This is a genomic window from Cellulomonas sp. P1_G12_2 (assembly GCF_056405535.1).
Genome location: NZ_JBFUBX010000012.1, coordinates 1 through 23,296, shown reverse-complemented (window position 1 = coordinate 23,296; position 23,296 = coordinate 1). Strand labels below are relative to the sequence as shown.

Below are 23,296 nucleotides of genomic sequence, written 5' to 3'. Positions count from 1 at the left end.
CGCTCTCGGTCCGGTCGTCAGGGGTCAACCGCGTCGTCACCCCTGCACGACGTCGCGCACGGCGCAAAGATACCCGTGCCCGTGGCGGGTTGTGGGCTCCAGCACAGCGCCCTCCGCCCACTCGTTCCAGGCGTTGACGAACACCAGGCGGTGCTCGGGGTCACGGCTCTGCACGGCGGCCGCGGTGGCGGCGAGCCACCGGCGGAACGTGTACGGGTTGGAGCCGTGCCAGATGTCGGCGCCCCACTGCCGGCGCGCGGTGTTGTCGAAGTTGACCATCACCGCGGGGAACACCGCGTCGTCGAGCGTGCCGAGCCGCTTCTCGGCCTCGTCCACCATGCTGCCGTAGCTCAGCAGGTTCCCGCGGAACTCGGCGTCGGCCCCCAGGTCGGCGTAGTCGACCCAGTCCCAGTGCGCGTTGTGCGGGGGGAACTGGTGCGTGCCGTCCAGCCCGGCGGTCGCCGCGGCCCGGTCGAGCCCGTCGAACTCCCGCGCGACGTCGACGTTGATCAGCAGCAGCTCACCGACCCCCTCCTCGCGCGCACGGGTGCGCCAGTGGGCCAGCACGGACGGATAGTCGGGGATCTGGGAGATGCGGTACACCGAGACCACCGGCTTGCCGTCGACCTTGAGGTAGCGGGGGTCCTTGAGGAACTCCATCACGTCCTCGATGAACTCCGTCGCCGGCACCTTGTCGTAGTCCTGGCCGATGAGCATGTCCGACGACCGGCCGTCCCAACGACGCGTCCAGTTCTCGTTCGCCCACATGAGGCAGAACGTCTTCGGGGTGGTGCCCGCGGCGAGGGACTCGACCGGCATCGAGAGCAGCCGCTGCCCCGCGAACCAGTAGTAGTAGTACATGAAGCCCTCGACGCCGTGCGCCGTCGCCAGGTTCTGCTGCTCCTGCCGGATCGCGTCCAGCCGCAGGTCGTAGAAGCCGAGGTCGGCGGGCAGCAGCGGCTGCTCGTGGCCCGGGTACACCGGGTGCGCTGCGGTCACGTTCTGCCACTCCGTGAAGCCCGCACCCCACCACCGGTCGTTCTCGGGGGTCGGGTGGAACTGCGGCAGGTAGAACGGCACCACGCGCACCCTGCGGGGCGGCTCAGCCCCGGCGGCCCAGCGATCGGCGGCCGCCGGGTCACCCGCGACGGAGTGATGCTCCTCGACCCGCAGCCCCGCCTCCTGCGCCAGGATGCCGACGAGGCGCTCGATGGCGTGCGCGGTCGTGCCGTCGACCTGGCCCGCCTCCGGCTCGAAGTCCTCGGTGGACAGGGCGAGCGACCGCATGCCCTGCAGCACGATGCCGCGGACCCAGTACATGGAGCCCGCCGGGAACCGCAGCGCCTCGGGATCCAGCCCGATCCCCAGCCGCTCGAGCAGCTCGCGCGCCGCCTGCTCGTCGCCGCCCCAGAACTCCGGCCCGAGCACGCTGCCGTCGGCGGTGACGACCCCGAGCGACGGGTCCTCGGCGAACGCGCCCAGGATCGCGCGCACGTTGTCCTCGCTCGCCAGCAGCGCGTCGAGGAAGGCGTCCTTCCACTGGGCTCCGTCGCCGCCCAGCTCGGCGTGCTCGGCGCGCCACGTGCTGCGCTTCGTGTGCACCTTGAGGACCAGGTCGTACGGGTCCAGGAGGCCGGCGTTGATCACGCCGATCATCGGCAGGATGTCGCGGCCGTGGTTCGGGGCGTCGAGCACCGCGACGTGCACGACCTGCGGCAGCGCGGACACGTCCACGTGGAGCGGGGTCCCCGAGGAGTTGGTCACCAGCAGGTCGACGGGCACGGGGACGTGCGCCAGCTGCGCGAGCAGCTCGGGGACCAGGTCCGGGTAGTGCACGTGCATCAGCACGGCGATCCGCGACGGCTCCGCGAACGGCAGGGCAGGGTGGACGCGCCACGCGTCGGGGAACGCACCGGTGCGGCGGCCGCGCGTCCGGCGCAGCCAGGAGTCCAGGCTGGTCCGGGATCCGGTGTCCGGTCGGCGGGGGCGCGTGCCCGCGATGCGCGAGCCGACGGAGACGCGGAGGCGCTTGATGCGGCCCACGACCCCTGCCCTGGTGATGCGTCTCATGCTCCGGTGCCCTCCTGCGACTTCGAGTGCGGCCCCTGCCGCCGGTTCACGCGTCGATCCAGTCCGCGACGTCCACCCCGTACCGCGCCCGCAGCTCCGCGGGGATGGAGTCCCCGTCGGGCGCGAGGTGCGGTGCGCGGAGGATCTCTCGCTTGACGAACGGCCAGCCGCGGTCGAGCAGCGTGCGCCACCCCGCGATGGTCGGGTTGTCGGCGGGGTCGACCACGGTGGGCGCGGGGTAGGCGGCGTCGACCGTGTACCCCTCCGCCTGCAGCAGCCGGGCCAGCCCGAGCTCGTTGCGATGGATCACGAGCTGCTTGTCGTCGTAGTGCCGGACGTCGGCCCAGAAGTGCTGGAGCGCGGGCTCGCGCAGCACCGACCGCCGGAAACCCAGGAAGAAGCTCTGCGCGTGACGCGTGAACTGGAGCGTCTCGGTGAGGCCCCAGACGTCCGCGGGCGAGGCGTGCAGCTGGTCCAGCAGCGGGGCGATCGTCGCGAACGGGCCGGCGAGGCTGTCGTTGGTCAGGACCACGTCCGTGCACGAGGCGATCTCCGGGAACCGGTGCAGCCCGATCGCCCACGAGCCGAAGTCGTAGCCGACGTTGGGCTTGCGCAGCACCGTCACGTCGGTGAGGTCGGCGTCGCCCCACCGGAGCGGCTCGGTGAACGTCGAGCTGGAGACCACGACCACCCGGTAGCCGGCGTCGACGAGCTCACCGACGAAGGTTCGCACGGAGCGGGTGACCTCGGGGCGTGACGAGTGGTGCGCCATGACGGCAGCCCTGTCGGTGCCGCCCGGTGCGCGACCGGCGTGCTCGACCAGGGTGGCACCCGCCGCGAGATCGACCACGCGGGGGTGTCGTGCACCGATCACGTCAGCGGACCCGGACGCGTCGGGACACGCGGCGCAGCGGCCAGGTCAGCCGCCACGAGGCGCTGTGCCTCATCGCCTCGATCTGTGCCCAGGCCGCGTCCCGCTGGCTGCGCAGGGCGACGACCTGCGTCTCGAGCTCGGCCACCCGTGCGTCCGGCTGAGCCGGGACGTCGCTCGGCGCACTCACACGACCACCGCCGGGGTCTGCGTCGGATCGACGACCAGCTCGCCCCACCGCCCCTCGAGGCGCACCGCGCCACCCTCGTTCTCCGACCCGGCGCGGATCGTCAGCTCGAACGCCTTGTCGAGGTGGTCGTAGGTGTGACCGTGGCTGCGCACCGCCGTCGAGATGCGCCAGTTGGCGGCGAGCAGGGGAAGCGAGTCGAAGATGTAGTCGAGGTACCCGACCCCGGGCTCGAGGCGGATCGGGTCGCCGTGGATCCGCGTGTTCGTGCCCGCGATGGCGATGCCGATCTCGTGCACGAAGCCGAGCGAGAACGTGGCGGCCGGCACCGGGGCGGTGGCGGTGAAGTGCACCCGCACGGTCAGCGGCTCCCCGGTGACGACGATCGGGAGCACCTCGCCGTCCGTGCCCAGCAGGTCGACGCCGGTGATCCGGACCTCGCCCGACCCGGTGCGCGAGGTGGCCAGGCCGGTGACGGGCTCGTCGGCGTGGTCGCCGGCGCGTGCCTCGGCCTGGTTGACCTCGGTCAGGTACTGGTCGATGACCTCGGGTGCGGGTCCGAGCGCGCGCACGACGCCGTGGTCGAGCCACACCGCCGAGTCGCACAGCTCCGCGGCCAGCCCCATCGAGTGCGTGACCAGGACGATCGTCGTGCCCTGGTTGCGCAGCCGGAACAGGTGGTCGAAGCACTTGCGCTGGAACTCCTCGTCGCCGACGGCGATGATCTCGTCGACGATGAGGATCTCGGGCTCCAGCGTCACGGCGATGGCGAAGCCCAACCGCACGTACATGCCCGACGAGTAGATCTTCACCGGCGAGTCGATGAAGTCCCCGAGACCCGAGAACTCGATGATCTCGTCCATCGCGCCCGCGATCTGCTTGCGCGACAGGCCCAGGATCGAGCCGTTGAGGAAGATGTTCTCCCGCCCGGTCAGCTCACCGTGGAACCCGGCGCCCAGCTCGAGCAGGGCCGATACCCGACCGTCGACGAGCACCCCGCCGCTCGTCGGCCGGTAGACGCCCGCGAGGATCTTCAGCAGGGTCGACTTGCCCGAGCCGTTGTGCCCGATGAGCCCGAACGTCGTCCCGCGCGGCACGTCGAACGAGACGTCGTCGAGGGCCCGGAAAAGTCCGTCGGACTTCGAGCGGCCGCGCACGACGCGCTCCTTGATGGAGTTGCGCCGCTCCGTGTGCAGCTTGAACTGCTTCGACAGCCGCTCGACCCGGATGGCCGGTGCGGCCGAGGGGGCCTTCTCCTCCGCGCTCACAGCTCCTCCCCGAGGTCGCCGCCGCGTCGCCTGTGCACGACGACTCCGAAGGCGAGCGCTGCGGCCGTCCAGCCGAGCAGGGCGAGCCAGACGCTGGGAGGCGGGGAGGTGAGCCCGTAGGTGAGCGCGCGCAGGGTCTCGACGAACAGCGACACGGGACTCCACTCCACGATCGCCCGCAGCGGGATGCCACGCAGGGTCTCCGGCACGATCGCGATCGGGTAGATGATCGGCGTCGCGTAGAACATGAGCTGCAGCCCGACGGCGACGAGGTGCGCCAGGTCCCGCACGTACACGTTGAGCACCGCGAACGCCGTGGCCAGCGACGTGACGAACACGCACAGCAGCACCGCCCACACCGGGATGAGCAACCAGGACACCCCGATGTTGCCGAGGACGGCCAGGACGGTGAGGTAGATGCCCAGCTCGATGAGGCTCTGCACGCCCATGGCGACGGTCGACCCCATCACCGGCGCGTACGCCGGGAAGTAGATCTTCTTGAGCAGGGCTCCCGTGCCGAGCAGCCCGCTGATCCCGCCGTTGACGCTCGAGGCGAAGAACGTCCACGTCGTGAGTCCCGCCCACAACCAGATGACGAAGATGCCGCCCTTGCCGTTGCCGAAGTCCGGAGGCGTCGACCGGAAGACCACCGAGAAGACCACGGTGTAGATGCCGAGCGTGGCGAGCGGAACCACGAGGGACCACGCCCAGCCGAGCGCGGAGCCCTTGAACTTGGACTTCAGGTCGCGCTGCGCGAAGTTCCAGATGAGGTTCCACTGTCGCCACATCGGCGGCGTGTGACGCACCTCTCGGACGGCAACCGTCTCGAGCGGCGCCAGGACGGGCGCTCCGGGCTTGTCGATGTGTCGTGCCTCCAGCGTCGGGGACGCGTCGAGCGTCCTGGTGGGCCCACACGGTGGGCCACGGACCGTCAGGGACCTGGTGCTCGTCACGTCGGTGGATCGACCAACGAGATTATCAGCGTGCGGCCGCGGCTCCGACCTCGGGCGCTGTGACGACGTCCGCGCCGGACCCTCCCCGGCTAGAGTAGGCCCCGTCCTCAGCGCCTCCGAAGGGTCCCCCCGTGCACCTGCTCGTCACCGGCGGAGCCGGCTTCATCGGCTCCAACTTCGTCCACCAGACCGTCCGCGAGCGTCCCGACGTCCAGGTCACGGTGCTCGACGCACTGACCTACGCGGGCGACGAGCGGAGCCTGGACCCGGTCGACGGCAAGGTCGTCTTCGCCAAGGGCGACATCGCGGACCCCGACATCGTCGACTCCCTGGTCAAGGACGTCGACCTGGTGGTGCACTTCGCCGCGGAGTCGCACAACGACAACTCGCTGCACGACCCGTGGCCGTTCCTGCGCACCAACATCATCGGCACGTACCAGCTGCTCGAGGCGGTCCGTCGGCACGACGTGCGCTTCCACCACATCTCGACCGACGAGGTCTACGGCGACCTCGAGCTGGACGACCCGGCGAAGTTCACGCCGGAGACCCCGTACAACCCGTCCAGCCCGTACTCGTCGACGAAGGCGTCGTCCGACCTGCTGGTGCGGGCGTGGTCCCGCAGCTTCGGCGTCCGCGCGACCATCTCCAACTGCTCGAACAACTACGGTCCGTACCAGCACGTGGAGAAGTTCATCCCGCGGCAGATCACCAACGTGATCGACGGGGTGCGTCCCAAGCTCTACGGCTCGGGCGAGAACGTGCGCGACTGGATCCACGTCGAGGACCACAACAGCGCGGTCTGGGCGATCATCGAGCGCGGTCGCCTGGGCGAGACGTACCTGATCGGTGCCGACGGCGAGGAGAACAACAAGACCGTCGTCGAGGACATCCTCGAGATCATGGGGCAGTCGGCCGACGCGTACGACCTCGTCAGCGACCGGCCCGGCCACGACCTGCGCTACGCGATCGACTCCACCAAGCTGCGCGAGGAGCTCGGCTGGGCACCGCGGTACGCCAACTTCCGGGCAGGCCTGGAGGCGACGGTCGCCTGGTACCAGGCCAACGAGGCGTGGTGGCGGCCGCAGAAGGACGCGACCGAGGCCAAGTACGCGCAGCTGGGGCGCTGACGTCGGCGGGGGCACGCCGCTGATCTGCACAGATCCTCCACGACGCCCCTGCCCACGCTCCGCCGGACGACCGGCACGGCCTCCTACGATCGTCGGGTGACCTCCCGCCACGCTGCCGTCCCACGCCCTCGTGCCGCCCGGCACGCCCGCACCCTGCGCGCCCACGGCGTGATCCGGGCGATCGCGCTCGGGGTGGCAGCCGTCGTCGTGTTCGGCGCCAGCGGTGTCGCAGCGGTCGCCGCCAAGCTCAACGGCAACCTGGACAGGGTCGACGTCTCGGCGCTGGTGAACCCGATGCCCGAGCCGAGCACGGAGCCGGACCCTGACGACCCCAACGCGGGTCAGGCGGTGAACATCCTGATCCTCGGCTCCGACCAGCGCGACGGGGTGAACGCCACGATCGGCGGCGAGGCCGAGGGCATGCGCTCGGACACCGCGATGGTGCTGCACATCTCGGCCGACCGGTCGCGGGTCGAGCTGGTCTCCATCCCGCGCGACTCCCTGGTCGACATCCCGTCGTGCACCATGACGAACGGCAAGACCACGCGAGCCACGCACGGCATGTTCAACTCCGCCTTCGCGACCGGCTGGGACAACGGCGGGGACCTGACGTCGGCGGCCGCGTGCACGATCAACACGGTGCAGCTGAACACCGGCGTCGCGATCGACCACTTCGTCGTCGTCGACTTCGCCGGCTTCCAGGACATGGTCACCTCCATCGGCGGCGTGCCCATGTGCATCCCGAACGACATGACGTCGAAGCTGGCGGGGCTCTCCCTGAAGGCGGGCTTCCAGACGCTCGACGGTCCGACCGCGCTCGCCTACGCCCGGGCGCGCAAGGGTGAGGGCATCGGCAACGGCTCAGACACCAACCGCATCGGCAACCAGCAGAAGCTCATCGCGGCGATGGTGCGCGAGGTGCTCTCCCGCGACGTGCTGACCAACCCGCAGAAGCTGATCTCGTTCCTGAGCGCCGCCACGGGGTCGCTGACGACCGACAACGGGATGTCGATCAGCAACATGACCGGCCTCGCCTACAACCTCCGGAACATCAACACTGGCAACATCACGTTCATGACGATCCCGTTCGCTGCTGCGAAGTCGGACCCCAACCGCGTCGAGTGGACCTCTGCCGCCGACGAGGTGTGGGGGAACCTCGCGAGCGACCTCCCTGCGCTCGGCGAGGCGCCCACGGCCACCGCGACGACGGCCCCGGGCGCGACGACGGCCCCGGGCGCGACGACCGACCCCGCGACGCCCGTCACGCCGGCCCCGGTGGAGACCAAGAAGGCCGGCGAAGAGGCGTTCAGCGCCGACGACACGACAGACGTCTGCTGAGGCATGGCTTCCGACGAGCGGACGTCGCGCACCCCACCACCGAGCTTCGCCCCCGGATCGTCTGCGCGTCCGGTCCGCCCGACCGACGCCGAGCCGATCGTCGTCGGCCGGCCGTCGCGACCGAGCACGCCCGCACGCACGCCCCCGCGCACGCCGCGTCCCGACGCCCGTCGCCCGGCCCCGGCGTCGACCCCGGCGACGCCCCAGCCTGACCGGACCGCACCCTCGGGCCGACCCCCCACGATCACTCCCGCCGCGCAGTCCGCGCGGCCGACGCGCACCGCGGGGCCCGTCGAGGTCCCCGGACGTGCCACCAGACCGACCGGCTCGGCGGTCCCGCCGCCGGCGCCCGCGCCGTCGTCGCGATCGACGTCGTCGCGACCGGCGACAGGTCGTCCGCCTGCCCGGCCCGCCGGTGCCCGCCCACCCGCTCCGCCGACGGGACCGCGCTCCCCGGACGCACCGGGCACGCAGCCCGAGGCTCGTCGCAGCCGCAAGCGGCTCGTCGGAGCCGTCGCCGTGCTCGTGCTCGTCGCCCTCCTGGCGTGGCCGATCGGCCTGCTGGTCTGGGCCAACGGCAAGGTCCAGCACACCGCCGCCCTCAGCGGCGCGGCGAACACCCCCGGCACGACGTACCTGCTGACGGGTTCGGACTCGCGGGCCGACGGCGGGATCGCGCAGGACGGCACGGAGGGCGCCCGGACCGACACGATCCTCCTGCTCCACGTCCCGGACAGCGGCCCCACGGCGCTGATCTCGCTCCCCCGTGACACGTACGTCGACATCCCCGGGCAGGGCGCGGCCAAGCTCAACGCGGCCTTCGCGTGGGGCAAGGCACCGCTCCTGGTCCAGACGGTCGAGGGGCTCACCGGCCTGACGATCGACCACTACGCCGAGATCGGCATGGCCGGCGTCGAGCAGATCGTCGACGCGGTCGGCGGCGTGAACCTCTGCCACGACGTCGACGTGAACGACGCCGACTCGGGCATGGTCTGGACGGCGGGCTGCCACGACGTCGACGGCGTCCAGGCGCTCGCGTTCGCCCGCATGCGCAAGGCGGACCCCACGGGTGATGTCGGCCGCGCCGAGCGTCAGCGTCAGCTCATCGGCGCCGTGATGGGCAAGGTGCAGCCGACCCAGCTGCTGTTCCGGCCGAGCCAGCAGGTCTCGCTCATCGATGCGGGCACGAGGGCGCTGACGGTGAGCGACGAGACCGGGATCGTCGACATGGCCAAGCTGGCCCTCGCGTTCCGGAGGGCCAACAGCGCCGAGGGCATCACGGGCACGCCGCCGATCGCGAGCATCGACTACCGACCGGGCGGCAACGCCGGGTCCACGGTCCTCCTGGATCCCGAGACGGCTCCCGCGTTCTGGGTCGCGATCAGGGACGGCTCGCTGCCGCCCGGTCCCGTCGGCGGGATGCCCGGGGCCTGAGCCGGCGTCAGGACATCGCCTCCACGAGTCGTGGTCCGCGCATGACGCGGTCCAGCACAGCCGCGCGGGGTCGCTCCAGGGCGGCGAGCGTGGCACGCCGGAACGCAGGACCGCACGGGACCTCGACATACCGGTGCACCGCCCACGCCATCCCGGTCACCAGCGCGAGCGCCGCGCCGAGGGCTGCCGCGGCCGGCACGTGGTCCGCCAGCGCCCGGATCACCGCGAGGCCCCAGTACTCGTGCACGAGGTACAGCGGGTAGGTGAGCGCGCCGAGGGCGACCAGGCCCCGGTGCTCCCAGTGCTGCACCCGCGTCAGCACGACGGCCGCGACGGCGGCGACGCACCCGACCACGGCGACGCCGAGCAGCGCGGTCGACGGCGAGTACCCGGTGGTCCGCTCGAGCACCGACGCCCGCGCCGGGACGACGAGGGCGACGGCCAGCGCGGTGTTCACCCCGACCGCGAGCCACGGCAGCAGCCGGCGACCGCCCGCCCTGCGGTCCTCGACCAGCACGAACAGCGCCATCCCTGCCGCGAACAGCGGGGCGTAGTCGGCGATCAGGAGCGACGCGAGGCCGGTGGCCCCGGCCTGCTCGGCGAGCAGCGCGACCCAGGGCCAGGCGAGCGCGACGCCGACGACACGTGCGCGTGTGATCCCGACCAGCGAGAGCACGCCCAGCAGGAGGTAGAAGCGCAGCTCCGTCCAGAGGGTCCAGTAGACCCCGTCGACGTGGTCGACCCCGACCGCCGACTGGAACATCGTGAGGTTGACCAGCACCTGCTGGGGCGTGATGGCCTTGCCCTCCGGCCACACGACCAGCAGGAGCGCCCCGGTGGCCAGCACCGCGACCCAGTACGCCGGGTAGAGGCGGGCGATGCGGGACGCCACGACGTGGGCGGTCGGCCGGCCCCAGGCCGTCATGAGGATGACGAACCCGCTGATGACGAAGAACAGCTCCGGGCCGAGCGACCCGTAGCCGGTCCACCGGCCCATCCCGCCGAGACGGTCCGCCTGCCCCTCGCCCCACGCTGTGCTCGTCCGGCCGGTGAAGTGGTAGAGCACCACGGCGGCGGCGGCGAGGAAGCGGAGCCCGTCGAGGGCCGCGAGGCGCGGGCGGGAGGACGTCATCCCCTCGACGCTAAGCAGACCCGGTGCGGCTCGCACGCCGAGACGAGCGCGCTCACCGAGCCTTCACACGGTCAGACGCTGAACCCCACGCTCGGCCGCGCGCTCGTCTGCGCCCGCAGCCGCTCCCCCTTGCCGTCGGCCTGGCCCTGGAGGTCGTCCTGGAACGCGGCCATCGCCGCGCGCAGCCGGGCGGCCTGCTCGCCCTCGCCCGAGGCGAGGATGCGGACCGCCAGCAGGCCGGCGTTGCGCGCCCCTCCGATGGAGACGGTGGCCACGGGGACGCCAGCCGGCATCTGCACGATCGAGAGCAGCGAGTCCATGCCGTCGAGGTAGGCGAGCGGCACGGGCACCCCCACGACGGGCAGGGTGGTGACCGCGGCGAGCATGCCGGGCAGGTGCGCGGCCCCGCCCGCGCCGGCGATCACCACGCGCAGACCGCGGTCCGCGGCGGTGCGGCCGTACGCGATCATCTTCTCCGGCTGCCGGTGGGCGGACACCACGTCGACCTCGACCGGGACGTCGAACTCCGCGAGCACCTCCGCGGCGGCCTTCATGACGGGCCAGTCCGAGTCCGACCCCATGACGATCCCCACCAGGGCCTGCGCTGCCATCACCGTCTCCGTCCGTGCACCTCATGAGCCACGGCGACGCCGCGCGCCCATCATGTCCCAGCCTCCGGGCCGTGCGGTCCCCTGTTCGCGTCAGGCGGACGCGTCTCCCCGCAGCACCGCCGCTGCGGCGATCGCCCGCCGCCGGACGTCGGCGAGGTCCTCGCCGCTGACGTTCACGTGCCCGAGCTTGCGGCCGGCGCGCACCTCCTTGCCGTACAGGTGCACCTTGGCGCCCGGGTCGAGCAGGGCGACGTCGGCCAGCGCCTCCGTGGGGTCCGCCAAGGTGCTGCCCAGCACGTTGGCCATCACGGTCCACGGCGAGCGTGCGGACGTGTCACCGAGCGGCAGGTCCAGCACGGCGCGCAGGTGCTGCTCGAACTGGCTGGTAACGGCGCCGTCGATGGTCCAGTGGCCGGAGTTGTGCGGCCGCATCGCCAGCTCGTTGACCAGCACCCGCGGTGGTCCGCCGGCGGCGTCCGCGACCTCGAAGAGCTCCACGGCGAGCACCCCGACGACGCCGAGCCCGTCGGCGATGCGCAGGGCCACGTCGACCGCCTCGGACTGCGTCGCCGGGTCCAGGTGCGGCGCCGGCGCGACGACCTCGGAGCACACGCCGTCGCGCTGCACCGACTCGACGACCGGCCACGTGCGCATCTCCCCGCTCGGCCGACGCGCCACCAGGACCGCCAGCTCGCGGGTGAACGGGACCTTCGCCTCCGCGAGCAGCGGCACCCCGGTGCCGTCGGCGACGGCCGCGAACCAGTCTGCGACGTCGGCGGCGGTGCGCACGACGCGGACGCCCTTCCCGTCGTACCCCCCGCGGGCCGTCTTCACCACGGCCACCCCGTCATGGTCCGCGAGGAAGGTCTCGAGGTGGGCGCCGGACGGCAGGCTCGCCCAGTCCGGCACCGGGACGCCGAGCTCCGCCAGGCGGGTGCGCATGACGATCTTGTCCTGGGCGTGCACCAGGGCGGCGGCGTCGGGTCGGACCGCGACGCCGGACGCCTCCAGGCGGTCGAGCAGCGCGTTCGGGACGTGCTCGTGCTCGAACGTCAGGGCGTCGGCACCGTCGACGAGGCGGACGATGGCGGCCTCGTCGGACGCGGCGCCGACCGGGGCGTCGACGACCACCTGGGCCGCCGACGACGTCGGGCTCTCGACGAGGACCCGCAGGTGGAGCCCGAGAGCGGTCGCCGCCGGCGCCATCATGCGGGCCAGCTGGCCACCTCCGACCACGGCCACCACGGGTGCTGTCACGGGCGACGACACTAGCCGAGGGTCCGGAGGGCGCCGAAACGCTTCGCCGCCGTCCCGGACAGGTATCACCCAGGATCGAGGGATATCCTCGGCGGACCGTACCGGCCGACCCACGCCCCGAGGAGCTCCGTGAGCGCGAGCGACGAGCTGACCGCCCCCGTGGCCGTCGTCGTCCCCGTCGTCCCCGCAGTCCGGGGCTCCGACCTGCGGGCGCGGGCGTACGAGCTGGCCCGCTTCCTGTCCGTCGGTGGCGTCGCGTTCGTCGTCGACCTCGGCCTGTTCAACCTGCTGCGCTTCGGACCGGGGCAGCTGCTCGAGCACAAGCCCCTCACCGCGAAGGTCATCTCCGTCGTCGCGGCGACCCTCGTCTCCTGGCTCGGCAACCGGCACTGGACGTTCTCGCACCAGCGCACGAGCCGCCCGACGCGCGAGCTCGTCGTGTTCGCCGTCATCAACCTCGTGTGCGCGGTCGTCCCGGTGCTGACGCTCGCGTTCTCGCACTACGCGCTCGGGCAGACCTCCGCCCTGGCGGACAACGTCGCCACGGTGCTCGGCATCGGCATCGGCACCGCCCTGCGGTACCTCGGCTACAAGCGCTGGGTCTTCACCGGCGCGCCGGTGCCCGTCGCGCCCTGACGGATCCGGTCAGGGGACGTCGGCCTGCACGATGACGGCGTCTCCGGACGCGGTCAGCACGCCGTCGGACGCGGGGGCGAAGGCGGCCTGGCCCCGCGTGAGCAGCGTCCGCCGGCCGTCCGCGGCATCGATCTCCACCTCACCCTCGAGGCAGAGCAGGATCCTCGGGCCGCGGCCGGGCAGCCGGGCAGGACCGTCGTCGGTGAGCCGGGTGACCGAGAGCTCGAAGTCGTCCACCGGCGCGTAGAAGATGCGGGTCGACGTGAACACCTTCTCCGGGGCGATCCGGATGGGCGGCGCCGCCACGCAGTCGACGTTGCGGAGCAGCTCGTCGACGTCGACGTGCTTGCTGGTCAGGCCCGCGCGCAGCACGTTGTCCGAGTTCGCCATGATCTCGACGCCCACCCCGTGCAGGTAGGCGTGGACCGTGCCGGCAGGCACGAACAGCGCCTCCCCGGGGCGCAGGGTCACCGGGTTGAGCAGGACCGAGGTGACCGCGCCGGGGTCACCCGGGAAGGCGGCGACCAGTCGCTTGACCGTCCGGTCGGTCCGCGGCGACGGTGAGCCGTCGGCCAGCCGGCGCGCGCACGCCTCCGCGAACTTGGCCACGTCGGCCTCCCCGGGACGAGTGTCCGGCCGCAGCAGCCACTCGAACGCGGCGCGGACGCCCTCGGAGGTCGGGTCCGCGACGAGGATCGCGTGGAGGTCCGCCGCGAGCGGCGTGTCGAGGCCGGCCAGGAGCTCGGCGGCCCGCCGGGGGGCGCGGAAGCCGACCATGGCGTCCAGCCGGCTGAGCGCGTAGACCATCTCCGGCTTGTGGTTGCGGTCCCGGTAGCTGCGCTCCGGCGCCGAGAGCGGGATGCCCGCCGCGTCCTCGGCCGCGAAGCCGGCGCGCGCGCGAGCGAGGGTGGGGTGCACCTGGAGCGACAGGGGCGCGTCCGCCGCGATGATCTTGAGCAGGTACGGCAGGTGCACACCGAACCGTGAGGTGACGTCCGGCCCCAGGTGGCGGTCGGGGTCCTCCTCGATGACCTCGTCCAGGCGTCGCGGGCCGTCGGCGGTCTGCGCGATCGCCGGGGCGCTCACGTGGGCGCCGAACCACGCCTCGGCCACCGGGCGCCCGTCCGGCACGGCGGCGAGCACGTCCGGGATCGCCGTCGTCGAACCCCAGGAGTAGCTCTGGGTGGCGGGCGTGATCCGGTACACGGTAGGCGTCTCCTGCTGGTCAGTGCTTCGTCGGCTTCGTGGGCCAGGCGTGGCATCACGGTATCTCGCACGGTCCTCGCCGAGGACCGACAGTCCAGGCGATGCGGGACGAGCGGGACAGGCGGATCAGCGGCGGCGCCGGTCCGGGCGCGCGGAGACGACCGCTCCGAGCGGCAGCACGACGTCGGGGCGCAGGGACGCCGGGACGCCGGACAGGAACAGCGCGAACACCGCGGGGCGGCGCTGCGCGAGCTCGAGCCGGCCCCCGTCGGCGGAGGCGAGGTCGCGAGCGAGCGCCAGACCGAGGCCGGTGCCCTTCCCCGAGGTGACGGAACGCTCGAAGATCCGGGGGGCGAGGTCGTCGGGGACGCCGGCTCCCTCGTCCGCCACCTCGATGACGACCGCACCCGAGGGACCTCCCGGACGGGACCGGACGGTCGTCGTCCCGGCACCGTGCTTCAGGGAGTTCTCGACGAGCGTGGCGATCACCTGCGCCAGCGCGCCGGGCGTCGCGAGCACCTGCGTCGCGCGGTCCACGTCGACGACGAGGCGGCGGCCGTTCGCCTGGAACGTCGGCTGCCACTCCTCCTCCTGCTGGTGCACCACCTCGAACAGCCGGACCGCCTCCGTGGTGCCGCCCGCGACGCGGCGCGAGCTCGCCAGCAGGTCGTCGACCACGCGGACGAGGCGCTCGACCTGCTCGAGCGAGATGCGCGCCTCCTCCCCCACGGTCGGGTCGTCGGTGGCGAGCATGATCTCCTCGAGCCGCATCGAGAGCGCGGTCAGGGGCGTCCGGAGCTGGTGGGAGGCGTCGGAGGCGAACTGTCGCTCGGCGGCAAGGCGGCCGGCCATCCGGTCGGCGCTGCGTGCGAGCTCGGCGGCGACCAGGTCGATCTCCTCGACCCCCGACGGCTCCAGGCGCGGTCGCACCTGCCCCGCACCCAGCTGCTCGGCCGAGGCGGCCAGGTAGACGAGCGGGGCCGTCAGTCGGTTGGCCTGCCAGATCGCCATGGCGATGCCCGCCGCGAAGGCGACGACGGCCGCCACGACGACCAGCGCGATCACCCGGGCACTGACCCAGAAGACGTCCCACCACGACACGTAGAGCGTGACCGTCGCGCCGGTGTCGGAGTCGACCTCCACGGACAGTGCGCGGCCGCTGATGCGGTCGCCCGCCCGGTACACCCCACCGTCCGGCGACTGCACGACGACGGAGGCGGGGATGTCCCCGGGACCACCCGCGTAGTTCTCGAACATGCGGTCGGTCAGAGTGATGTCCTGCTCCAGGCGGAAGTCCACCGCGCGGGCGGCGTCCGCGGCACGCGACTGCAGCGCCTGCATCTCGTTCTCGCGGACCAGCTGGGCACCGAGGAAGGCCAGGGGGAAGCCGAGCAGGACCACCGCGACGGTGACCGCCGCGATCGTCGCCTGCAGGACGCGACGACGCAAAGCTCAGGCCCGCTCGGACGCGCCCGCGCCGCCGGTCTCGAACCGGAAGCCCATGCCGCGCACCGTGGTGACGTAGCGGGGTGCGTTGGCGTCGTCGCCAAGCTTGCGGCGCAGCCAGGACACGTGCATGTCGAGCGTCTTGGTGGAGCCCGTCGGGTCCGAGCCCCAGACCTCGCGCATGAGAGTCTCGCGCGCCACGACGGTGCCCGCCGCGCCGACGAGCACACGCAGCAGGTCGAACTCCTTGGCGGTCAGGTGCAGCTCCCGCTCCCCCTGGAACGCGCGGTGGGCGGCCACGTCGACTCGCACGTTCTGCGCGTGCAGCTCGTCCTCGTCCGCCGGGTCGCCGACGCTGCGTCGCAGCAGCGCCCGCACCCGCGCCAGCAGCTCGGCGAGCCGGAACGGCTTGGTGACGTAGTCGTCGGCGCCCGCGTCCAGGCCGACCACGAGGTCCACCTCGTCGGCGCGCGCGGTGAGCACGAGCAGCGGCGTGGTCAGGCCGAGGTTGCGGATGGCGCGGGCGACGTCGAGGCCGTCCATGTCCGGCAGGCCGAGGTCGAGGACCACCAGGTCAGCTGCCGCGGCGCCGTCGATCGCACCTTGACCCGTGCCTTGCACGCGCACGTCGTAACCTTCACGCCCGAGGGCGCGGGCCAAAGGCTCGGCAATCGCGGGATCGTCCTCGGCCAGCAGCACCTGGGTCATTCGCCCATGCTAGGTCATGGGACGGTCTTGACCGCCACACGGGCACGCCCAGATGTCCACGTGAACCAGGTGCCCCCACGGGCGGACGGCCGAGGCGTTCGGGTCGTCCTGCGGGAGCACTCCCCCGGGCGTCGCCACGCCTACCCTCGTGGGGTGACGAGATGGGAGCGCCTGCTGCGCTGGGAGGAGTCCCACCGGTTCGCCATCGACGCCACCGGCACCGGCTTCCTGCTCGTCCTCATGGTCGTCACGGCAACGGACATCGTCGACGGTGCCAGCAACGCGATGCGGTCGTACGCGTCGCCGCTGATCTCCATCGCGGTTGTCGCCCCGCTGGCCTGGCGACGCGTGCGCCCGGCCGCGTCCGCCGCGGCGGTGTACACGGCGGCGCTGCTGCAGCTCGCGTTCTGGACCCCCCTCGTCGTGCCCGCGGACCTCGCCGTGCTGGTGGCCCTGTACTCCGTCACGGTGCACGGCCCACGGTGGGCGCACCGGGTGGCGATCGTGGGAGCACTCGTCGGCTCGGTGCTGCTGGGCCTGTCGATGTACGGCTGGTTCGACGTCCCCGGCACCGTCTCGACGGCTGTGTTCGCCGGCGTCGTCTCCCTGTCCGTGTGGGCGTTCGGCCTGGTCCGGCGGTCGCGCAGGGAGACCATCGAGGCGCTCGTCGACCGCGCGCGGCAGCTCGAGGTCGAGCGTGACCAGCAGTCGCAGATCGCGACGGCGGCGGAGCGCGCCCGCATCGCCCGCGAGATGCACGACATCGTCGCGCACTCCTTGACCGTGATGATCGCGCAGGCCGACGGGGGCAGGTACGCCGCCGACGCCGACCCCGGCGCCGCCATCCGCGCGCTGGGCACGATCGCCGAGACGGGCCGCGCGGCGCTCACCGACATGCGTCGCCTGCTCGGCGTCCTGCGCGGCAGCGACGAGCGCGAGCAGTCGACGGAGCTGCCCGGTCCCGGCGGGCTGGGCCACGGCGCCTCCCCGGGGTTCGCCCCGCAGCCGGCGGAGTCCGACATCGGCACCCTCGTCGACCAGCTCCGCGCCAGCGGCCTGCGCGCGTCGCTCGTGCGCATGGGCGAGCCCCGCAACCTCCCGCCAGGCGCCGGTCTGACCGTGTTCCGGATCGCTCAGGAGGCGCTGACCAACGTCCTCAAGCACGCGGGTCCCGACCCGTTGGTCACGGTGCTCGTCCAGTGGCTCCCGGACGGGATCGTGCTCGAGGTGACCGACGACGGCCGGGGCGCCTCCGCCGACTCCGACGGGCTCGGGCAGGGTCTGCTCGGGATGCGCGAACGCACCACGATGTTCGGCGGGACGGTCACCGCCGGCCCCCGACCGGGCGGCGGCTTCCGGGTCCGCGCCCAGCTACCCACCCCCGGGGACGCAGCGAGCAGTCGCACCCCCACCGACGAGAGGACCCCCGTGTCGCACAGCCAGGACGAGGCCACCCGATGAGCGAGCGCCCGATCCGCGTCGCGCTCGTGGACGACCAGCAGCTGGTCCGCGCCGGGTTCCGGATGGTCATCGACTCGCAGGCCGACCTCGAGGTCGTGCTCGAGGCCGGCGACGGGGCGCAGGCGGTCCGTGCGCTCGACCCCGCCGCGCGCACCGCGACCGGGCCGGTCGACGTCGTGCTCATGGACGTCCGCATGCCCACCATGGACGGCCTCACCGCGACGGCGCAGATCACCGCACGGGCCACCGACGACCTCCCGGCCCCCCGCGTGATCGTCCTGACCACGTTCGACCTCGACGAGTACGTCCTGTCGGCCATCCGCGCCGGCGCCAGCGGGTTCCTGCTCAAGGACGCGCCGCCCGAGGAGATGCTCGGCGCCATCCGCACGGTCCACCGCGGGGACGCCGTGATCGCCCCGTCCAGCACCAAGCGCCTGCTCGAGCACCTGGTCACCGCCCTGCCGCCGGACGAGCCCGGCGCCCCGACCGACCCGGCACGTCTCGCCGTGGCGGACCTCACCGACCGCGAGCGCGAGGTCCTCGTCCTCATGGCGCGCGGCCGCTCCAACACGGAGATCGGGTCCGACCTGTTCGTCGCCGAGGCCACCGTCAAGACGCACGTCGGCCGCATCCTGGCCAAGCTGCACGCCCGCGACCGGGTGCAGGCCGTCGTGGTCGCGTACGAGACCGGTCTGGTGCGGCCCGGCTCCTGATGGGCCCACGGGATGACGGACGACCCCACCACGGCCTGATGTGCGCGGTGCGGCGGCGTCCGTAGCGTCGGACGCGTCATCACCGCCTCGAAGGAGCTCTCGTGGACACCACCGTCTTCCGCCCGCTGGACACCCCGCACACCCCCGCCACGGTGGCGGTGAGCGCGCGGTCGCTGACCAAGGTCTACGGGAAGGGCGCCGCCGAGGTCCGGGCGCTCGACGGCGTCGACGTCGACTTCGCGGCCGGCGCGTTCACCGCGATCATGGGCCCGTCGGGGTCCGGCAAGTCGACGCTCATGCACGTCCTGGCGGGGCTCGACGGAGCCACCGCGGGCACCGCCCGGCTCGGCGCCACGGAGATCACGTCTCTCGACGACACCGCGCTGACGCGCCTGCGCCGGGACCGCGTCGGGTTCGTCTTCCAGAGCTTCAACCTGCTGCCGATGTTCACTGCCGAGCAGAACATCCTGCTGCCGCTCGAGCTGGCGGGGTCGGCGGTCGACCGGGAGTGGTTCGACACCCTCGTGTCCACGCTCGGGCTGGGTCAGCGCCTGACGCACCGGCCCGCCGAGCTGTCCGGTGGGCAGCAGCAGCGGGTGGCCATCGCCCGGGCGCTCATCGCCAAGCCGGAGGTCGTCTTCGCCGACGAGCCGACGGGCAACCTCGACTCGCGCTCGGGCGCGGAGGTGCTCAGCTTCCTGCGCCGCTCGGTGCGCGAGCTGGGACGCACGATCATCATGGTCACGCACGACCCGACGGCCGCCGCGTACGCGGACCGGGTGGTCCTGCTCGCCGACGGCCGGATCGCGGGCGACATCGCCGACCCGACGCCGGAGTCGGTGCTCATGGGCCTCGAGGCCCTCCGCACGCTCGACCAGGTGGCCCTCTGATGCTGCGACTCACCCTGGCGCAGATGCGCCGCAGCCTCGGTCGACTGACCGCCGCCGCCGTCGCGATCGCGATCGGCACGGCGTTCCTGGCCACCACCCTGCTCGCCGGCAACGTCATGACCCGCACCGGGTACGACGCGGTGACGGCGACCTACGCCGACGCCGACATCGTGGTGAACGGCGAGCTCACCCCTGCCCAGCTGGACGACGTGCGCGCCCTGGCGGACGTGCAGTCCGCCGAGGTGCTCGCCCCGACCGGCATCGAGTTCCGCAAGGGGGGCACGAGCCGCTGGGAGCTCGTGCTGCCCACCACGGACGATCCCCGTCTGAGCTCGCTCGCGGTCGAGGACGGTGACCTGCCGTCCGCCACGGGCGAGGTCGCCCTGCCCGCCGCGGCGGCGAAGGCGCTCGGCGTCGGCGTGGGGGACACGGTGCAGGTCCGGTGGACCACGCCCGTGCCCAGCGACGAGTCCACCGCGGAGGCGGGCGCCGACGCGCCCACCCTGACCGAGGAGACCTGGGAGACCGTCGACGACGACGTGCTGGTGACCGGCATCGCGTCGGACCGGTCGAACGCCTGGTCGCAGGCGGGTGGGGCCGGTCTGGTCACCACCGCGGACCTGCTGCGCTGGACCGGGACCGACTCCGTCACCGAGCTCGGCTCGGACATCCTGGTGGTCGCGAGCCCGGGAGTGAACCCTGAGGCGCTCCGCGACGAGCTCGCACCCGTCGTCCCGGGGGCCTCGGTGCTCACCAAGGACCAGGCGGCCGCCGAGGCGGTCTCGCAGTTCTCCGACGGTGGGAACGTGCTGGTCACCATCGTCCTGGGCTTCGCGTCCGTCGCGCTGCTCGTCGCCGCGCTCGTCATCGCCAACACCTTCCAGGTGCTCGTCGCGCAGCGCACCCGCACGCTGGCGCTCCTGCGCTGCGTCGGTGCCGGCAAGGGGCAGCTGCGCCGCTCCGTGCTGACGGAGGCGGCGATCCTCGGGTCCACCGCGTCCGTGGTCGGCCTCGTCTTCGGGCTGGTGCTCGGCCAGACGGCGCTGATCGTGCTGGGTCGGCTGGACCTCGGCGTCCCCCTGCCCAGCACCATCGAGATCACGCTGCCCGTGGTGCTGGTGCCCCTGCTCGTGGGCACGCTCGTCACCGTGCTCGCGTCGCTGGTCCCGGCACGGGAGGCGACGAGGGTCTCCCCGATCGCGGCACTGCGTCCGGCGGACGCCCCTGCCGTCGGCGCCCGTGCCGGTCGCGTCCGGCTCGCCGCGTCGCTCCTGCTCATGGTGGGCGGCGTCGGAGTCCTGCTGCTCACGACCGGGCTGGCCACCGCGGGCGGCGCGGACCCCACGCTGCTGCTGGGCGTCGGCGTGCTCGCCGGCGCGCTCTCCTTCGTCGGCCTCCTGCTCGGTGCGGTGTTCTGGGTCCCGAAGGTCGTCTCGCTCGCCGGGCGACTGCTGGCCCGCACCGGGACCAGCGCCCGCCTCGCCGCGGCGAACACGGTCCGCAACCCGCGCCGGACCGCTGCGACGAGCACAGCCCTGCTCATCGGCGTCACCCTCGTCGCGATGATGAGCACGGGTGCCGCGAGCGCCCGGGTGTCGCTTGCCCAGGAGCTGGACGAGCACTTCCCCGTGGACCTGACGGTCGACGCGTCGGTGCTGGGTGCTGACGCGGCCCTGCCCGCCGACGTCACCGACGCCGTGTCCGGAGTCGGCGGGGTGGACACGGTGCTCGAGATGCGTGCCGCACCGGTGATGCTGGCGGAGGACACGTGGATCACGGTCGTCGCGCCCGCCGCGGGCGCCGCCACGGACGTCCTGCGCGATCCGCGCACCGCGGACGGCCTGGCCGACGGCACGCTTCTCCTGCCCAAGCAGTACGCCGAGCAGGCCACGGATGCGACCGTTCCGGTGTCCGCCTACGCGACCCCGTGGGACACCTCCGAACCCGCACCCGGTGGTGCACAGGTCCCGCTCGAGCTGGTGGCGACCGACCTCGGCGGGATCTACGGGCTCGTCACGCCGGCCACCCTCGAGGCGCTGGCGCCCAGCGCACCCGTGTCGATGCTCTGGGTGGCGCTCGACCCCGACGCCGACGCGGCGCTCGTGCTCCAGGACGTCCGGTCGGCGCTGCCCGACACCCCCGCGGAGGTCAGCAGCGCCGGCGCCCAGCGCGCGGGCGACGAGGCGGTCATCGACTCGCTCCTCGCGATCGTGGTCGGGCTGCTGGGCGTGGCCGTCGTGATCGCCCTCATCGGCGTCGCGAACACCCTGTCGCTCTCGGTCCTGGAGCGGCGCCGCGAGTCGGCGACCCTGCGGGCGATCGGGCTGTCCCGACGCCAGCTGCGCTGGATGCTCGCGGTCGAGGGGATGCTCATCGCCGGCGTCGGCGCGGTGATCGGTGCCGGGCTCGGGCTGCTGTACGGCTGGGCCGGTGCGGTCGTCGTGTTCGGCGAGGTCGGGGACGTGGTCCTGGTGATCCCGTGGCCCCACCTCGCGCTCCTGCTGGCCGTGGCCATCGGTGCGGGACTGGTCGCCTCGGTGCTGCCGGGACGGTCCGCCGCCCGGACCTCACCCGTTGCGGCCCTCGCGGTCGACTGAGCCGCTCGCCCGCAGGCCCACCGAGACGACCGGTGGGCCTGTGGGCGGTGCGCTCGCTCCCGCACGCGGGCACGACCCCGTCCGTGCGGACCGGCTGCGCGGCAGGGTCGTCGCGTGCGGTTCACCCTGCTCCACCCCGACCCGGCCCGCGGTCCCGGGCTCCACGCCACCGACGTCGAGGCGGACGCCGGCACCGCCCTGTCCGTGCTTCGACCCGCCCTGGCCCGGGTGAGCGGCTACGCGGGATGGACCAGCGCCGGAGTGCGCCCCGCCGTCGGCGACGCGGTGCTCGACGAGCACCACACGGTCGGGCAGCCTCCGTTCCTGGACGGGTGCGTGCTGCGCACGGAGCCGGGGCCGCGCCCGTCGGTCGCCCTCTCCGTGGCGTCGGCGTGGCACGTCGCGGTCGTCGCCGGGCCTGACAGCGGAGGCCTCGTCGCGGTTCCGACGGACGCAACCGTGACCGTCGGGCCGGCGGGCTCCGCCTTGGCCGTGCACGACGCGACACTCCCCGTCGTGCAGGTCCGGTCCCGGCGAGGGCGGGTGCAGACGCGGACCGGTCGCCTGGGTCGCTGGAGCCGATGGCACCCCGGGCGCCCGCGTCGGCTCGGCAGCACCACGCTCGTCCTGCGCGAGGCGCCCGGCACCGCGCCGGAGGTCGCCGTGGTCGATCCGGCACCGGCCGCTCGCCCGGCCACCTGGCTCACCCCGCTGGTCGGCTCCGTGGCCCTCGCGGCGGCGCTGCGCCAGCCGCTGCTGGCCCTCGTGGGTCTGACCGTCCCGCTCGTCGTCCTCGCCGGCGCGGCCGCCGCGCGGTGGCGCACCCGGCACCGGGCGGCCGACGACCGCTCCGTGCAGGACCCCGCTGCGCTCGTGGCCGCGACGGCGAGCGCGTGCGCCGCCCCTGCCGAGCCGGCCACCCTCGACCAGCCCTGGGACGCCGGAGGCTCGCTGGCGATCGTGGGCCCGCGGGAGCTCGCCCTGCCCGCGGCACGCGCCGCGGTGCTGGGGACCCTCGGTACACACCTCTGCGGGACGCTCGCGGTGCGCACCCGGCACGCCGAGGCGTGGAGCTGGTGCGCCTGGGTGACGGCACCCGACGCGCCTCTTCCGCGGGGGTCGGACGATGCCCTCGTGGTCGCGGACGACCCGGTCGACCCCGCCGAGATCGCCCGGTGGCGGGCGTCCGCGCCGCCGTCGCAACGCCTGCTCGTCGTCGCGGGCTCGGCGGCCGCGGTGCCGGCATGGTGCCGCTCGCGGGTCGAGGTGGGTCCGCGCTCGGTCCGCCTGCACGCCGAGACCGGCCCCGTGCGGGACGTCCCCCGGCACACCCTGAGCGCGCCGCGCGCGCTCGACCAGGCCCGGCGCGCCGCCGCCGCGCGGGCCAGCTC

General features: G+C 73.3%; 19 protein-coding genes and 1 pseudogene. 9 read left to right on the top strand and 11 right to left on the bottom strand.

The features are described from left to right. Window positions 1–36: 36 nt before the first annotated feature. Genes AC1DXT_RS20635 through AC1DXT_RS20615 form a run of 5 tightly spaced genes read right to left on the bottom strand, consistent with a single transcriptional unit; the run spans window position 37 to window position 5,184 of the window. Window positions 37–2,070, bottom strand: coding sequence for a glycoside hydrolase family 99-like domain-containing protein (locus AC1DXT_RS20635; RefSeq protein ID WP_477063146.1), 2,034 nt, complete (start codon window positions 2,068–2,070; stop codon window positions 37–39). Between the two features lie 46 nt (window positions 2,071–2,116). Then, entirely contained in the window at window positions 2,117–2,920 is an 804-nt protein-coding gene (locus AC1DXT_RS20630; RefSeq protein WP_477063145.1) for a rhamnan synthesis F family protein, read from the bottom strand. Between the two features lie 25 nt (window positions 2,921–2,945). Beyond that, entirely contained in the window at window positions 2,946–3,131 is a 186-nt protein-coding gene (locus AC1DXT_RS20625; RefSeq protein ID WP_477063144.1) for a hypothetical protein, read from the bottom strand. Beyond that, on the bottom strand, window positions 3,128–4,396 hold the full coding sequence (locus AC1DXT_RS20620; protein ID WP_477063143.1) for an ABC transporter ATP-binding protein: 1,269 nt from the start codon (window positions 4,394–4,396) through the stop codon (window positions 3,128–3,130). The genes AC1DXT_RS20625 and AC1DXT_RS20620 overlap by 4 nt, the downstream gene beginning before the upstream one ends. After that, on the bottom strand, window positions 4,393–5,184 hold the full coding sequence (locus AC1DXT_RS20615) for an ABC transporter permease (protein ID WP_477063142.1): 792 nt from the start codon (window positions 5,182–5,184) through the stop codon (window positions 4,393–4,395). The genes AC1DXT_RS20620 and AC1DXT_RS20615 overlap by 4 nt, the downstream gene beginning before the upstream one ends. A 296-nt stretch (window positions 5,185–5,480) precedes the next feature. On the opposite strand from AC1DXT_RS20615, the gene rfbB reads away from it, so the two are divergent. From rfbB to AC1DXT_RS20600, 3 genes are all read left to right on the top strand, one after another. Continuing rightward, the gene (rfbB, locus tag AC1DXT_RS20610; protein WP_477063141.1) at window positions 5,481–6,476 is read left to right on the top strand and encodes a dTDP-glucose 4,6-dehydratase; all 996 of its coding nucleotides are present in this window, start codon (window positions 5,481–5,483) and stop codon (window positions 6,474–6,476) included. A 96-nt stretch (window positions 6,477–6,572) separates the two neighbouring features. Beyond that, complete coding sequence (locus AC1DXT_RS20605; protein WP_477063140.1) at window positions 6,573–7,814, top strand: LCP family protein; 1,242 nt, start codon at window positions 6,573–6,575, stop codon at window positions 7,812–7,814. Between the two features lie 519 nt (window positions 7,815–8,333). Continuing rightward, window positions 8,334–9,248: an LCP family protein gene (locus AC1DXT_RS20600; protein ID WP_477063139.1), complete on the top strand. Its 915-nt coding sequence runs from the start codon at window positions 8,334–8,336 to the stop codon at window positions 9,246–9,248. 7 nt (window positions 9,249–9,255) lie between these two features. Here the strand turns inward: AC1DXT_RS20600 and AC1DXT_RS20595 are convergent, their stop codons facing one another. The 3 genes from AC1DXT_RS20595 to AC1DXT_RS20585 all read right to left on the bottom strand — a co-directional run bounded on the left by AC1DXT_RS20595 (window position 9,256) and on the right by AC1DXT_RS20585 (window position 12,248). After that, window positions 9,256–10,380, bottom strand: coding sequence for an acyltransferase family protein (locus AC1DXT_RS20595; RefSeq protein WP_477063138.1), 1,125 nt, complete (start codon window positions 10,378–10,380; stop codon window positions 9,256–9,258). Between the two features lie 71 nt (window positions 10,381–10,451). Next, the gene (gene purE / locus AC1DXT_RS20590) at window positions 10,452–10,991 is read right to left on the bottom strand and encodes a 5-(carboxyamino)imidazole ribonucleotide mutase (RefSeq protein ID WP_477063137.1); all 540 of its coding nucleotides are present in this window, start codon (window positions 10,989–10,991) and stop codon (window positions 10,452–10,454) included. A 90-nt stretch (window positions 10,992–11,081) separates the two neighbouring features. Next, a complete protein-coding gene (locus AC1DXT_RS20585; RefSeq protein WP_477063136.1) occupies window positions 11,082–12,248 on the bottom strand; it encodes a 5-(carboxyamino)imidazole ribonucleotide synthase in 1,167 nt (388 codons plus the stop codon). Between the two features lie 129 nt (window positions 12,249–12,377). Between AC1DXT_RS20585 and AC1DXT_RS20580 the strand changes: the two genes are divergently transcribed. Beyond that, the gene (locus tag AC1DXT_RS20580) at window positions 12,378–12,884 is read left to right on the top strand and encodes a GtrA family protein (protein ID WP_477063135.1); all 507 of its coding nucleotides are present in this window, start codon (window positions 12,378–12,380) and stop codon (window positions 12,882–12,884) included. 9 nt (window positions 12,885–12,893) lie between these two features. On the opposite strand, the gene manA is transcribed toward AC1DXT_RS20580, so the two are convergent. From manA to AC1DXT_RS20565, 3 genes are all read right to left on the bottom strand, one after another. Beyond that, window positions 12,894–14,090: a mannose-6-phosphate isomerase, class I gene (gene manA, locus AC1DXT_RS20575; protein ID WP_477063134.1), complete on the bottom strand. Its 1,197-nt coding sequence runs from the start codon at window positions 14,088–14,090 to the stop codon at window positions 12,894–12,896. A gap of 126 nt (window positions 14,091–14,216) precedes the next feature. Continuing rightward, complete coding sequence (locus AC1DXT_RS20570) at window positions 14,217–15,539, bottom strand: ATP-binding protein (protein ID WP_477063133.1); 1,323 nt, start codon at window positions 15,537–15,539, stop codon at window positions 14,217–14,219. Between the two features lie 3 nt (window positions 15,540–15,542). Beyond that, window positions 15,543–16,244 (bottom strand): response regulator transcription factor, encoded by a 702-nt coding sequence (locus AC1DXT_RS20565; RefSeq protein ID WP_056089661.1) that lies wholly within the window; start codon window positions 16,242–16,244, stop codon window positions 15,543–15,545. Between the two features lie 153 nt (window positions 16,245–16,397). On the opposite strand from AC1DXT_RS20565, the gene AC1DXT_RS20560 reads away from it, so the two are divergent. The 5 genes and pseudogenes from AC1DXT_RS20560 to AC1DXT_RS20540 form a co-directional block, all read left to right on the top strand. Further along, window positions 16,398–17,705: a sensor histidine kinase gene (locus AC1DXT_RS20560; protein ID WP_477063132.1), complete on the top strand. Its 1,308-nt coding sequence runs from the start codon at window positions 16,398–16,400 to the stop codon at window positions 17,703–17,705. Continuing rightward, window positions 17,702–18,418, top strand: a complete 717-nt coding sequence (locus tag AC1DXT_RS20555; protein ID WP_477063131.1) for a response regulator — start codon at window positions 17,702–17,704, stop codon at window positions 18,416–18,418. The genes AC1DXT_RS20560 and AC1DXT_RS20555 overlap by 4 nt, the downstream gene beginning before the upstream one ends. A gap of 101 nt (window positions 18,419–18,519) precedes the next feature. Then, complete coding sequence (locus tag AC1DXT_RS20550; RefSeq protein WP_477063130.1) at window positions 18,520–19,308, top strand: ABC transporter ATP-binding protein; 789 nt, start codon at window positions 18,520–18,522, stop codon at window positions 19,306–19,308. Beyond that, window positions 19,308–21,905 carry an ABC transporter permease gene (locus AC1DXT_RS20545; protein WP_477063129.1) on the top strand — a complete coding sequence of 866 codons (2,598 nt, stop codon included), beginning with the start codon at window positions 19,308–19,310 and terminating at the stop codon, window positions 21,903–21,905. Before AC1DXT_RS20550 ends, AC1DXT_RS20545 begins: the two co-directional genes overlap by 1 nt. 114 nt (window positions 21,906–22,019) lie before the next feature. Further along, a pseudogene (locus AC1DXT_RS20540) lies at window positions 22,020–23,296 on the top strand (hypothetical protein); the annotation flags it as partial.

Bases quoted from the DNA above. Each gene is read 5' to 3' on its own strand.
- purE (WP_477063137.1), bottom strand. From the start codon at position 10,991: ATGGCAGCGCAGGCCCTGGTGGGGATCGTCATGGGGTCGGACTCGGAC.
- AC1DXT_RS20615 (WP_477063142.1), bottom strand. From the start codon at position 5,184: ATGTGGCGACAGTGGAACCTCATCTGGAACTTCGCGCAGCGCGACCTG.
- AC1DXT_RS20595 (WP_477063138.1), bottom strand. From the start codon at position 10,380: ATGACGTCCTCCCGCCCGCGCCTCGCGGCCCTCGACGGGCTCCGCTTC.
- AC1DXT_RS20555 (WP_477063131.1), top strand. From the start codon at position 17,702: ATGAGCGAGCGCCCGATCCGCGTCGCGCTCGTGGACGACCAGCAGCTG.
- AC1DXT_RS20635 (WP_477063146.1), bottom strand. From the start codon at position 2,070: ATGAGACGCATCACCAGGGCAGGGGTCGTGGGCCGCATCAAGCGCCTC.
- AC1DXT_RS20565 (WP_056089661.1), bottom strand. From the start codon at position 16,244: ATGACCCAGGTGCTGCTGGCCGAGGACGATCCCGCGATTGCCGAGCCT.
- AC1DXT_RS20545 (WP_477063129.1), top strand. From the start codon at position 19,308: ATGCTGCGACTCACCCTGGCGCAGATGCGCCGCAGCCTCGGTCGACTG.